Source organism: Methylobacterium indicum (assembly GCF_017347565.1).
Classification (GTDB): Bacteria; Pseudomonadota; Alphaproteobacteria; order Rhizobiales; family Beijerinckiaceae; genus Methylobacterium; species Methylobacterium indicum.
On the sequence record NZ_AP024145.1, the window covers coordinates 2,787,574 to 2,799,379 of the forward strand.

The following is an 11,806-nucleotide window of genomic DNA, read 5'->3' on the forward strand; positions in this document are numbered from 1 at the left end:
CCCGATGCCGCTCCTCGACATCCAAAACCTCTCCGTCGCCTTCCCGTCCGCCGGCGGGACGCTTCGCGCCGTCGACGGCGTCAGCCTGACCCTTGAGGAGGGGGAGGTGCTCGGCGTCGTCGGCGAGTCCGGCTCGGGCAAGAGCGTGACCATGATGGCGCTGATGGGCCTCGTCGCCTATCCGGGCCGGGTCACCGCCGACCGTCTCGCCTTCGCCGGCCGAGATCTCTCAGGGATGCCGGCCCGCGAGCGCCGCCGCCTCACCGGCCGCGACGTGGCGATGATCTTCCAGGAGCCGACCACCAGCCTCAATCCCTGCTTCACCATCGGCTTCCAGATCACCGAGTCCCTGCGCCAGCATCTCGGCCTCGACCGCAAGGCGGCGAAACGCCGGGCGATCGAACTCCTGGAGCAGGTCGGCATCCCGGCGGCCGAGAGCCGGCTGTCGTCCTATCCGCACCAGCTCTCGGGGGGCATGAACCAGCGGGTGATGATCGCCATGGCGATCGCCTGCAACCCGAAGCTCCTCATCGCCGACGAGCCGACCACGGCGCTCGACGTCACCATCCAGGCGCAGATCCTCGACCTCCTGCTCTCGCTCCAGCGCGAGCGCGGCATGGCGCTGGTGCTCATCACCCACAACATGGGCGTGGTCGCCGAGACCGCCGACCGGATGATGGTGATGTATGCCGGCCAGGTGATGGAGGAGCAGCCGGCAAAAACCCTGTTTACCGCGCCCCAGCACCCCTACACCGCGGCGCTGCTGGCGGCCCTGCCCGAGCGCAGCGAGGGCGGGCGGCTCGCCACCATCCCGGGCGTGGTGCCGGGCCTCTACGACCGGCCCCGCGGCTGCCTGTTCTCGCCGCGCTGCACCTACGCCACCGACCATTCCCGCAACGAGCGGCCGGCCCTGCGGCCCTGGCAGGGCGGCTCGGTCCGCTGCCACTACCCCCTCGGCGACCCCTCCCGCGACGCCCGCATCCGCCAGGACCACCCTGTCGGCGCGAGCGCCGATGTTGGCGCGAGCGCCGATGCCATCACGGAGGCCGTCCGGTGAGCGCCCCCGTCGTCGTCGCGGACGATCTCCGCCAGACCTACGAGATCCGCCGCGGGCTGTTTCGCGCGCCCGCCCGGCTCCAGGCGGTGGGCGGCATCTCGTTTGCGATCGAGCCCGGCCGGACGCTGGCGGTGGTCGGCGAATCCGGCTGCGGCAAGTCGACCCTCGCCCGCATGGTGACGCTGATCGAGCCGCCGACCGACGGCGACCTGTCTCTCGACGGGATCGACGCCGTCGATACCCCGTCATCGGAGCGCCGCCGCCTGCGCCGCACAGTGCAGCTGGTGTTCCAGAACCCCTACGGCTCGCTCAACCCGCGCAAGCGCATCGGGGCGATCCTGGAGCAGCCGCTCGCCATCAATACCGGCCTGTCGGGATCGGAGCGCCGCGAGCGGGTGCGGGCGATGATGGCCAAGGTCGGCCTGCGCCCGGAGCACGACGCGCGCTACCCCCACATGTTCTCCGGCGGCCAGCGCCAGCGCATCGCCATCGCCCGCGCCCTGATGCTGTCGCCCAAGCTCGTCGTCGCCGACGAGCCGGTCTCGGCCCTCGACGTGTCGATCCAGGCCCAGGTGCTCAACCTCCTGGCCGACCTGCAGGCGGAACTCGGCCTCGCCTACCTGTTCATCTCCCACGACCTCGGCGTGGTGCGCCACATCGCCCACGACGTGCTGGTGATGTATCTCGGCCTTGCCATGGAGCAGGGGCCGAAGGACGCGATCTACGCCAACCCGCTCCACCCCTATACCCGGGCCCTGATGGCGGCGACGCCGGGCGTGGGCGCCCGCACCCGCGAGCGGATCGTCCTGCGGGGCGAATTGCCCTCGCCGCTCAATCCCCCGCAGGGCTGCGTGTTCTCGACCCGCTGCCCCCACGCCACCGACCGCTGCCGCCAGGAACGGCCGGTCCCGCGGCCGCTCGCCGGCCGGGCGGTGGCCTGCCACTACGCCGAGGAGTTTCTGGACGAGGCCGAGGGGCGGGCGGTCGCGGTCTGACCGTTACACCTCCCGGTCACCCGCCCGGGGCTACGCGCCGGCCCTCCCGCGCCCTACCATAGGGAGGGTAGCGGGAGCCCAGCGACCGGATCCGTGAGCGAGCCCATCGCGGCGGCCGAGCCGTCGCCCGATCCCTTTCCGACGCCGCAGGCCGCGCCCGAGGCGTGGTCCAAGACGTCGTCCAAGTCGTCGCCCAAGGCGTCGTCCAAGCCGAGGGCCGCGCGCCTGGCCCGCGCCGGGCTCGCCCGCGTGCTCGCCTTCCGCACCAGCCTGCGGGTCGCGCGCCTGCGCCACTGGCTCGCCGGAAGGCTGCCGCCCCGGGCCCGCGGGCGGCTGGCCGAGAACGTGCGCCACGCCGAGCTCGCCGGCCTCGCCTTCGCGTTCCGGGCCCGCGCCGTCGCCATCGCGGTGGTGGCGCTGTGGCTCGTCGTGCTGGTGCCCTGGCCGCGCGGCCTCTACTACCTCGCCGCCGCCGGCCTGTTCTTCGTCCTGGGCACGATTCCCTACGGCCTGCGCCGTCACCGCCACGCCTGGGCGATCAAGCTCGCCTTCACGGTGCTCGACGTGGCGCTGATGAGCGCCGTCATCATCGTGCCGCCGCCGGCCGGGCTCGGGGTCGACTGGCCGATCCAGACCCGGCTGCGCACCCCGGAATTCCTCTACGTGCTGCTGCTGCTCGGCGAGGCGGCGCTGACCTACCGGCCGCTGGCGGTGTTGTGGACCGGAACCTGGATCGCCGCGATCTGGTCGCTCGGCGTCTGGCTGGTCTACGCCCGCGAGGACACCGTGCGCTTCGCCGACGCCGTCCGCGACGGGGGTCTGCGCAGCGAGGAGAGCCTCAAGGTCTTCCTCGACCCGGCCTATGTCGGCCTGACCCCGCTGTGGACGCAAGGGATCGTCACCGGCCTGTTCACGCTGCTGCTCGCCATCGCGGTGTGGCGCGGCCGGGGCACGATGCTGGCGCAGGTCCGCGCCGAGGTGGTGCGGGCCGACCTCGCCCGCTACGTCTCGCCCGACGTCGCCGACGCGCTCGCCGCCCGGGCCCATGCGGGCTTCGGGGCGCCCCAGACCCGGGTGGTGGCGGTGCTGTTTGCCGACGTGATCGGCTTCACCGGCATGAGCGAGGAGCTGGGGCCGGAGCGGGCCTTCGCGCTCCTCGGCGGCTTTCGCGAGCGCAGCTGCAAGGTGGTGTTTCGCCATGCCGGCACCCTCGACAAGTTCCTCGGCGACGGCTTCATGGCGACCTTCGGGGGCCTCGACGGGCGCGGCGACGGCGCCGCCCGGGCGGTCGCCTGCGCCCTCGACCTCCAGCGCGAGATCGACGCCTGGAACGCCAAGCGCATCGCCCGCGGGGCCGAGCCGATACGGGTCGCGGTCGGCGTGCATTGCGGCCCGGTGGTGATCGGCACGATCGGCGCCGACCAGCGGGTCGAGTTCACGGTGATCGGCGACGTCGTCAACGTGGCGAGCCGCCTGCAATCCGCCACCCGCGAGGTCGGCGGCCGCATCCTCGTCTCCGAGGGCTGCCTGACCGCCGCCGGGCCGGCGGCGGCGGGCCGCTTCACCCGCAGCCTGCCGCTGACCCTGCGCGGCCGCGCCCAGCCGATCGTCGTCCACGTCGCCGAGTAGGGCCGGGTGGGACCGGTCCCGCGGGTGGCCGCCGGGGCGGGGTTCAGCCCCGCTGCAGCACCTCGATGCGCACGCCGTCCGGCCCCTCGAAGAAGGCGATGCGCAGGCCCGGCCGCACGTCGGTGATGCCCGAGACGAGCGGGATGCCGCGCCCCGCGAGGTCCGCCACCGTCGCCTCGATGTCCTCGACCCGCAGGCCGATATGCTCGATGCCGAGGTTGGGCGGCGTCGCGGCCGGCCCGGTGCCCTCCGGCGCCTGCTCGATGAACATCGTCATCCCGCCGAGATCGAGGATGACCCGGCTCGGGCGCTCGGCCCCCTCGCGCCCCGTCTCCCGCGCCCCCAGAACCTCGCCGTAGAACCGCGCCGCCGCCGCGGCGTCCCGGCTGCGCAGGTGGAGGTGGTCGTACCGATAGCCCATGCGGCTCTCCCTTCGGGACGCATCCGATCGCGCCCCGCCGTCACGGCCCGCACGGTACGGCGCGGGGCGCCCCGGCGATAGGCGTCCCGGGCCGGGCCCGCAGACCGCCGGCCGCGGTTGACGCACCGCGCCGCGCCGCCCTACAGAAGGGGCACCCGGACCCACGCGCGTCCGCGGCCGGAAGGGTGGCCGAGTGGTTTAAGGCAGCGGTCTTGAAAACCGCCGTGGGGGCAACTCCACCGTGGGTTCGAATCCCACCCCTTCCGCCAGATTTAAAATCGAATTCTACGGCAGTGCTATTTACAATTGTCGAATTAGATTTTTGCGTAACAATATTTTTATTTTGGATTTAAGTATAAAAAATATTCAACTTGAATATTTTCGTATAGTGCTATATTATTAATAAAAAGGAAGAGATGGCCCTCGATAATATGGTTTGCGCTCCTGCTCTTGTAGTGTACGATATCATCGCGAGACCGTATCGTTTTACAAGAGACTAAGGAGCGCTGAGTGGCAGCTTCCCCTCGACCCAGCAGAATCAGCCCTGGAATACCTATCACCCACGAACAAAAATCTCTATTTGCCAATATAAGAGGCTCTGGCTCAAAAGCAGTTTGTTTTTTCAACAATAAAGGTGGGGTAGGAAAAACTACCTTGGTTGCCAACTTGGGTGCCGAACTTGCTTTGAATTTTGGTGCAAAAGTTCTGGTGGTTGATGCCGACCCTCAATGCAATCTAACGCAATATGTTTTAAAAGAAGACGAAGCGCTTAATACATACGCGTCTGCAGATCCCGAAAGCGTCTTTTCAGTCATAAGACCTTTATCGTTGGGCAAGGGCTACGGCACAAATCTTCCTATTAGATCAGCAGAAAATTTTGGATTTGATCTTATTATTGGCGATCCAAGACTTGCTCTTCAAGAAGATTTACTTGCCAATGACTGGAGAGATGCGCGTGGCGGTGGAATGAGAGGTATTCGCACGACATTTGTATTTGCAGATCTCGTAACACGCGCGAAAAAGCGCGGCTATGATTTTGTATTTTTTGATATGGGCCCATCATTGGGAGCAATTAATAGATCTGTGCTGCTCGCGATGGATTTTTTGTCGTTCCCATGTCTATCGATGTTTTTTCCTCGTGGGCCATACGAAATATTGGAAGCACAATATCAATTTGGCACAAAGAATTAAAAACTGGTATTGGTCTTGCCGAAGAACCTTCGGAACTTGGGATTGTTGACGGACAGACATCGCTTCGGTTTTTAGGCTATGTGACCCAGCAACATCGAGAAAGAACCGAAGAAGAAATTGACGTCAATACTGAAATATCTGATGATCAGGCAGACAATAGACGCAAACGCATAGTCCAAGCATATGAGGAAATAAGCGAGAAGTTTCCTAAGCAGGTCGCAGAAAACCTTAGTGCCGCCTTTGGTTCTCCAGCAGTCGATCCGTTCCTAGGGAATGTTAGGCACCTTGGAAGCATAGCTCCTAAATCGCAAAGTCAGCATACGCCGATGATCTCCGTTCGAGGCACAGGTAGATTTATTCAATCAAGAAAGCAGGCGCGCGAGATATACCGAGATATTGCTGTCAGATACCTCCAAAATCTTGAGTCATTTGCGGTATAGGCCATGTTCAATCGAGATTTAATAGATGACCTTGCCCGCGAAAAAGTTGTTCTATTTCTGGGGGCAGGAGTTTCGTCAAGCGCAGAGACCGTGAAAGGTGGAAAAATTGCTGGGTGGGACGAATTTCTATCAAAATCCTGTCTTCAACTTCCAGATGGCTTGCAAAAACAAGTACAAGGACTCCTTTCTCGCAAAGATTATCTGTTAGCCTGCGAAATACTACAATCTTCTCTCTCGGACAGCTGGAATGATCTTATCGCAGTTGAATTTGGTCAAAAAGCAATTCCGTCCGAACTGCATAAAGCGATCATTTCACTGAAACAGAGAATAATAATAACTACAAATTTTGATAAATTGCTAGAGACGGCATGGGAGTCTGTTGACGATGTATCGACCCACTATCCTATCGTTATGACAAATATAGACGAGACCGTATTTAGATTATTAAAAGATCACTCAAACAAGTTTCTCATAAAAATACACGGAACTGTTGATAGGCCGGATTCATTAATATTTTCTAGGTCTGAATACATAAAATCAGCGTTTGGCAATATTCGTTATTCTAGCTTCTTAGAAAGTCTGCTTCTAAATTATACATTCCTTTTCATTGGCTTCTCGATGGACGACCCGGCGATAGTCTCGCTTATGGAGATGTACGCACTAAAATTCCCATCGGCGCGTCCTCATTATATTTTTTCTGGTGGCATACTTGCAGATAATATAGTTGAAATAAATAAAAAACTACGAAAAATTATTTACCTGCCATACGATCCGATTGATTCTCATCGATTATTGCCGGAACAGATCATTAGCTTGGCAAAGCTAGCGTCTGAAAGAAGGAAAGAGATCATAGCTCTTTCACTCAACTCTAATTAGTTTAAACGTTATTGACTATTCCCCTGAATTTAATAATTGCAATGCATCAATATGCCGACTAGATATTTCCGTTATAATGATATTTATTGTATATATTTTATTTATGATCTGCAAATAGATGTTGATTCAGCCTCATATATTGTAAAACGATTGCGGCTAGGGAGATGAGGTAATTAATAGCCATTAAAAAACACTTATGGTTTAAACTATATGTGGCTTCGGGGTTTTTATTGGAAAGCCCGCTCGTTGATTTGATATTTTTTGTGTAATATATATTGCTAGCCATTAAAGTTAAAAAATATATATGTGTTTAATAATATAATATGCCAAAGGCAATGACAGATAGCTCTCCGATCGCGTGCGAGACCAATCCAAGATTTGGATTCAAACAATATACTAAAAATCTATTGTCAATCCATCTGATGATTTTGAAAATAATTTGAATTTGCGCACCAGTGTTCATGTATATTTTTGATGTGCAATCAATAAATATTAAATTACAATTATGGTGATCATAATAAAATCTAACTTGTGCGCGCATACGCAAACATCAAATCATGATATTGATAACTACCAACCTTTAAATTATGATTTGCAAAAATCTTACTATAGGCTGGCAATAATTCACATTCAAAAATGATTTATGTTCGATAGCAAGAAAAAATGTTATCAGTTTTTGCTATCGAGCAGCGACTGATGAGCGCCGCAAAACAAACCGCGTCATCTCCGAATCCCGCCCCAGCCGCAGCGCGAAACCCGGCCAGATCCCGGTGCCGTTGCCGACGAACAGGGTCATGCCGCCGACCGCGTAGGCGCCCGAGACGAAGCCGTCGTTGCCCCGGGCCACCAGCCGGTCGAGGCCGCGGATCATGCCGCCATGGGTGTGGCCGGAGAGCTGGAGCGCCACGCCCCGCGCCGCCGCCTGCCGGGCGTTCCGGGGCTGGTGGTCGAGGAGGAGGACCGGGGCGCCGGGCGGGGCGCCCGTGAGCGCCGCCGCGAGGTCGGGGCCGGGCTGGCCGGCGTTGGGCGCCGAGGCGTCGGTGACGCCGGCGAGCACCAGGGCGGCCTCGCCGCGGGTGAGCACCGCGTGGGCGTTCGGCAGCATCCGCAGGCCGAGGCCGGCGAGATGGGCCATCCAGGCGGGGTAATCGAAGAAATATTCGTGGTTGCCGGGAATGCCGAAGACGCCGTCCGGGGCGCGAAGCGCGGCAAGCGGCGCCACGTCGTCCCGGCGCATCGCCACCGAGCCGTCGATGAAATCGCCGGTGACGACGATCGCGTCGGCGCCCGCCGCGTTGGCGCGGGCGACCACGGCGCGGGCCCAGGCGGCGGGGAAGAGGCGGCTCAGATGCAGGTCGGTGAGCTGGAGCAGCCGGTAGCCCTCGAAGGCCGGCGGCAGGCCGGGGATCACGACCTCGCGCTCGACCACCGGCGGCACCCGGGCGGCCTGGGCGACGCCGATCCCGGCGAGCAGCACCGCGAGCCCGGCGGCGGCAAACCGCACGCCGTCGGGAATCGCGACGGACCCGCGCTGGACCAGGGCGGCGGCGAGCGCGCCGAGATCGAGGGCGATCTGCAGGACTGCGAGCAGCGCGATCGCCCCGAACGCCCCGTTGAGCGCGAGGACGACCGCGCGGGGAAATTCCGGGGCGAAGACCGAGCCGGAGGAGAGCCGGTTCCAGAGGTGGAACTGCGAGGCGGCGAGCAGCAGCACCGCGAGCGCCGCCTTGACGGCGAGCGGCAGCGCGAGCGGCAGGAGCCAGCGGGCGATCACCAGGAGGCACGGCGCCGCGAAGACGAGGTGGAAGATGGCGGGCTCCTTGCGGTGGCGGGCGGGCCGGACGCCCGGGGTGCCGGGCACCCCGGATACCGCGCCCGGCGGGCCGGATATCCCGGGTTATCGCGCCCGGCGGGCGCGGGCGCTCCTTACCCCACTTCCAGCATCTCGCGCACCAGGGGCGCCACCCGGGTCCCGTAGAGCGCGATGCCGCGCATCAGCCGCTCGTGCGGCATCGGGCCGGCGCTGTACTTGAGCTGGAACCGGCCGAGCCCCAAGCCCCGCACCGTCGCGGCGATCTTTCTGGCCACCGTCTCGGGGCTGCCGATGTAGAGCGAGCCGTGATCGGCCTCGCGGTCGAATTCCTGGCGCGTCATCGGCGGCCAGCCGCGCTCGGCGCCGATGCGGTCGCGCATCCGCTTGTAATCGGCGAAGAACTCTTCCCGTGCGCCCGCATCGGTCTCGCCGACATAGCCCGGCGAGTGGACGCCGATCGGCCGCACGGGGCGGCCGAGCTGGGCGCAGGCCCGGTGGTAGAGATCGACATAGGGGCGGAAGCGCTGCGGATCGCCGCCGATGATGGCGAGCATCACGGGCAGGTCGTGCTGGACCGCCCGCACCACCGAGTTCGGGCTGCCGCCGACCCCGATCCAGGTCGTGGGCGGCGCCTCCGGGGTGGGGAAGACGGACTGGTTCGCAAGCGGCGCCCGGGTGGTGCCCTGCCAGGTCACCGGCCCGCCGGCCAGCAGCGCCGAGAAGAGCCCGAGCTTCTCCTCGAACAGGGTCTCGTACTGGTCGAGGGGGTAGCCGAAGAGCGGGAAGGATTCGGTGAACGAGCCGCGGCCGAGGATCACCTCGGCGCGGCCGTTCGAGAGGCCCTGCAGGGTCGAGAAGCGCTGGTAGACCCGGACCGGGTCGTCGGAGCTGAGCACCGTCACGGCCGAGCCGAGGCGGATGCGCGTCGTGCGCGCCGCGATCGCCGCCAGCACCATCTCGGGCGAGGACACGGCGAAGTCCTCGCGGTGGTGCTCGCCGACGCCGAAGAAGTCGAGCCCGACCTCGTCGGCCAAGACTCCTTCCGCCACCACGTCGCGGAGGACCTGGCCGTGGGACAGGGGCTCGCCGTCGCGGGCGGTGACATCCCCGAACGTGTCGAGGCCGAATTGCAGGGTCTGTGTCATGGCTCCCAAGATGGACGCGCCGGGGCCGGTTTGAAATGCGCGGCAATGCAAGGGCAGGCTTGCAGCCGCGCACAGGGAGGGTCAGAGCCGGAACAGGCCGAGGGCGTCCTGCACCGCGTCGCGGGTCTCTTCGGTGAGGCGGCGGGCCTGCGCGGTGCCGGTGCGCAGCACGTCCCGCACCCGGTCGGGGTCGCGGGCGATGGCGGCACGGCGCTCGCGGATCGGCCCGAGGAGGTCGCGCAGGATGCCGGCGAGGCGCTGCTTGAGGGCGGCGTCGCCCAGGCCGCCGCGGCGGTAATGCGCCTTGAGCGCCGCCACTTCGTCCGGGTCGGGATCGAAGGCGTCGAGATAGGTGAAGACCACGTTGCCCTCGACCCGGCCGGGATCGGAGGCGCGCAGGTGGTCGGGATCGGTGTACATCCGCTGCACCGCCGCGGCGATCTCGGCGTCGCAGGCCGAGAGCGGCAGGGCGTTCCCGCCGGACTTGCTCATCTTGGCCCGCCCGTCGACCCCGGGCAGGCGCCCGACCGGCGGGATCAGCGCGGTCGCCTCCGGCAGGAGGTCGCGCCCGGCCTGCCGGTTGATCCGGCGGACGATCTCGTTGGCCTGCTCGATCAGGGGCGCCTGGTCCGCGCCGACCGGGACCAGGGTGGCGCGAAATGCCGTGATGTCGGCGGCCTGGGCCGCCGGGTAGCACAGGAAACCCGCCGGGATGTCGCGGCCGAAGCCCCGGGCCTGGATCTCGTCCTTGATCGTCGGGTTGCGCTCGAGCCGGGCGACCGTGACGAGGTTGAGGTAGAGCAGGGTCAGCTCGGCGAGCGCCGGCAGGGCCGACTGGACGCAGAGCGTCGTCACCGCCGGATCGATGCCGACCGCGAGGTAATCGGTCGCGACCTCGATGACGTTGCGGGCGATGCGGGCCGGATCGTGGGCGTTGTCGGTCAGCGCCTGGGCGTCGGCGAGCAGCAGGTACTGGCGGTGGTCGTGCTGGAGCGCGACGCGGTTGCGCAGCGAGCCGGCGTAATGGCCGAGATGCAGCGGACCGGTGGTGCGGTCGCCGGTGAGGATGACGGGCTTTGACGACATCGGGGCTCTCTTCTCGAAGACAGCCGCCGCGCCGACGGGTGCCGAGAGCCTACGAGGATCGACCATGCCACCGGACGGCGGCATCGGTCGCAACAGGATGACGACGGCCGCTTCCCTAGGGGAAGCGCCACCAGACGGTCGGACGGGGGAAGCGGGGGTCGGTCATCGACAATGAGCTTACGCCGCGTCGTCGCCGCGCTCAAGCGGGACCGGACGCCGCCTGGCGCATCGTCGCCCCGCCCTCCGCCATCTCCTCCACCCCGACCCAGAGGTTCCAGGCGGGGGCCAGGCTCCAGCCGGGCAGGCCGATATGGGCCTGGGGCATCCGGTAGTGCAGCACCGGCCGCGGGCTCACCTTCTCGTCCGGCGGCAGGGCGGCCCGCACGCCGGCCTCGTCGCGGTGGGCGAGGAGCGGCAGGAGGTCGAGGCCGCGGTGGCGGGTCGGGTTGGCCGCCAGATAATCGCGGGCGAGGCCGTCGAGGTCGGGCCGGTAGGCGGGATCGAGCACCTTGGCGGCGTAAGGCGCGGGGAAGGGCGGCGGCAGCCCGCGGGCGGCGAGGAAGCCGCCGGCCGCTGTCTCCCGGCGCAGTTGCGGCTCGGCGCGGAGATAGGCCTTGAGCAGGCCGGTCAGGGTCGCGGCGGTGAGATCCGACGGCTCGACGTTGAAGTGCAGCCCAAGCGAACCGAGGAGCACCGCACCGCGGCCCCGGCCGCCGGCGCCGTGCAGCAGGGCGGCCAGCCGGTCGACCTCCGGCAGCCGATCGAAGGCGAGGGGGCCGGTGATCAGCTCGCGGGGCACGACCGGGCCGAGGAGGGCGGCGAGCGAGCGGCCGGCGGCGCGGACCGGCAGGCGGGGCAGCGCGCCGGGCTCGGTCATGCGGCGCTGCGGATGGGCGGCGCGCAGGTCGAGTTCGACCCGCAGGTCGCCGAGCGACGTGCCCTCGAGCCGGAAGGCATGCGGGTCCTCCTCGGCGAGGCGCCCGCCGAGGCCGGCAGCGAGCGCCGCGGCGGCGATCCGGGCCGAGGGCCCGGTGAACTCGATCTCGACGCCGACCCGGCGCGGCGTCCCGTCCTCCCGCAGGGGACGCGGCGGCGAGCGGAAGTCCAGGGAGGGCGATTCGGGCACGCGCGACTCGGGGCAGGAGGGGGCCGG

General features: G+C 65.0%; 11 protein-coding genes and 1 tRNA gene. 7 read left to right on the forward strand and 5 right to left on the reverse strand.

Going from position 1 to position 11,806, the window contains the following annotated elements; all coding sequences use genetic code 11:
- Positions 1–4 precede the first annotated feature (4 nt).
- The 3 genes from miv_RS13060 to miv_RS13070 all read left to right on the forward strand — a co-directional run bounded on the left by miv_RS13060 (position 5) and on the right by miv_RS13070 (position 3,681).
- Positions 5–1,057, forward strand: a complete 1,053-nt coding sequence (locus miv_RS13060) for an ABC transporter ATP-binding protein (protein ID WP_207183091.1) — start codon at positions 5–7, stop codon at positions 1,055–1,057.
- Positions 1,054–2,052, forward strand: coding sequence for a peptide ABC transporter ATP-binding protein (locus tag miv_RS13065; RefSeq protein ID WP_207183092.1), 999 nt, complete (start codon positions 1,054–1,056; stop codon positions 2,050–2,052). The genes miv_RS13060 and miv_RS13065 overlap by 4 nt, the downstream gene beginning before the upstream one ends.
- Positions 2,053–2,145: 93 nt before the next feature.
- Positions 2,146–3,681: an adenylate/guanylate cyclase domain-containing protein gene (locus tag miv_RS13070; protein WP_244748986.1), complete on the forward strand. Its 1,536-nt coding sequence runs from the start codon at positions 2,146–2,148 to the stop codon at positions 3,679–3,681.
- Positions 3,682–3,724: 43 nt separating this feature from the next.
- Here the strand turns inward: miv_RS13070 and miv_RS13075 are convergent, their stop codons facing one another.
- Positions 3,725–4,102, reverse strand: coding sequence for a VOC family protein (locus miv_RS13075; RefSeq protein WP_207183093.1), 378 nt, complete (start codon positions 4,100–4,102; stop codon positions 3,725–3,727).
- A gap of 179 nt (positions 4,103–4,281) precedes the next feature.
- On the opposite strand from miv_RS13075, the gene miv_RS13080 reads away from it, so the two are divergent.
- The 4 genes from miv_RS13080 (at position 4,282) to miv_RS13095 (ending at position 6,609) form a co-directional block, all read left to right on the forward strand.
- Positions 4,282–4,371 (forward strand) — tRNA-Ser (locus miv_RS13080).
- A gap of 241 nt (positions 4,372–4,612) precedes the next feature.
- Complete coding sequence (locus miv_RS13085) at positions 4,613–5,293, forward strand: ParA family protein (protein WP_207183094.1); 681 nt, start codon at positions 4,613–4,615, stop codon at positions 5,291–5,293.
- Entirely contained in the window at positions 5,218–5,733 is a 516-nt protein-coding gene (locus tag miv_RS13090; protein ID WP_207183095.1) for a hypothetical protein, read from the forward strand. The genes miv_RS13085 and miv_RS13090 overlap by 76 nt, the downstream gene beginning before the upstream one ends.
- A gap of 3 nt (positions 5,734–5,736) precedes the next feature.
- A complete protein-coding gene (locus miv_RS13095; protein WP_207183096.1) occupies positions 5,737–6,609 on the forward strand; it encodes an SIR2 family protein in 873 nt (290 codons plus the stop codon).
- A gap of 679 nt (positions 6,610–7,288) precedes the next feature.
- Here miv_RS13095 and miv_RS13100 read toward each other — a convergent pair.
- The 4 genes from miv_RS13100 to miv_RS13115 form a co-directional block, all read right to left on the reverse strand.
- Positions 7,289–8,419 carry a metallophosphoesterase gene (locus tag miv_RS13100; RefSeq protein WP_207183479.1) on the reverse strand — a complete coding sequence of 377 codons (1,131 nt, stop codon included), beginning with the start codon at positions 8,417–8,419 and terminating at the stop codon, positions 7,289–7,291.
- Positions 8,420–8,535: 116 nt separating this feature from the next.
- Positions 8,536–9,567 carry an LLM class flavin-dependent oxidoreductase gene (locus miv_RS13105; RefSeq protein ID WP_207183097.1) on the reverse strand — a complete coding sequence of 344 codons (1,032 nt, stop codon included), beginning with the start codon at positions 9,565–9,567 and terminating at the stop codon, positions 8,536–8,538.
- A gap of 81 nt (positions 9,568–9,648) precedes the next feature.
- Positions 9,649–10,653 carry a tryptophan--tRNA ligase gene (trpS, locus tag miv_RS13110; RefSeq protein WP_207183098.1) on the reverse strand — a complete coding sequence of 335 codons (1,005 nt, stop codon included), beginning with the start codon at positions 10,651–10,653 and terminating at the stop codon, positions 9,649–9,651.
- A gap of 199 nt (positions 10,654–10,852) precedes the next feature.
- Positions 10,853–11,779 carry an amidoligase family protein gene (locus miv_RS13115; protein ID WP_244748988.1) on the reverse strand — a complete coding sequence of 309 codons (927 nt, stop codon included), beginning with the start codon at positions 11,777–11,779 and terminating at the stop codon, positions 10,853–10,855.
- Between the last annotated feature and the right edge of the window lie 27 nt (positions 11,780–11,806).

Coding starts and splice junctions, on each gene's coding strand:
- miv_RS13060 (WP_207183091.1), top strand. CDS start 5: ATGCCGCTCCTCGACATCCAAAACCTCTCCGTCGCCTTCCCGTCCGCC.
- trpS (WP_207183098.1), bottom strand. CDS start 10,653: ATGTCGTCAAAGCCCGTCATCCTCACCGGCGACCGCACCACCGGTCCG.
- miv_RS13075 (WP_207183093.1), bottom strand. CDS start 4,102: ATGGGCTATCGGTACGACCACCTCCACCTGCGCAGCCGGGACGCCGCG.
- miv_RS13090 (WP_207183095.1), top strand. CDS start 5,218: ATGTCTATCGATGTTTTTTCCTCGTGGGCCATACGAAATATTGGAAGC.
- miv_RS13095 (WP_207183096.1), top strand. CDS start 5,737: ATGTTCAATCGAGATTTAATAGATGACCTTGCCCGCGAAAAAGTTGTT.
- miv_RS13105 (WP_207183097.1), bottom strand. CDS start 9,567: ATGACACAGACCCTGCAATTCGGCCTCGACACGTTCGGGGATGTCACC.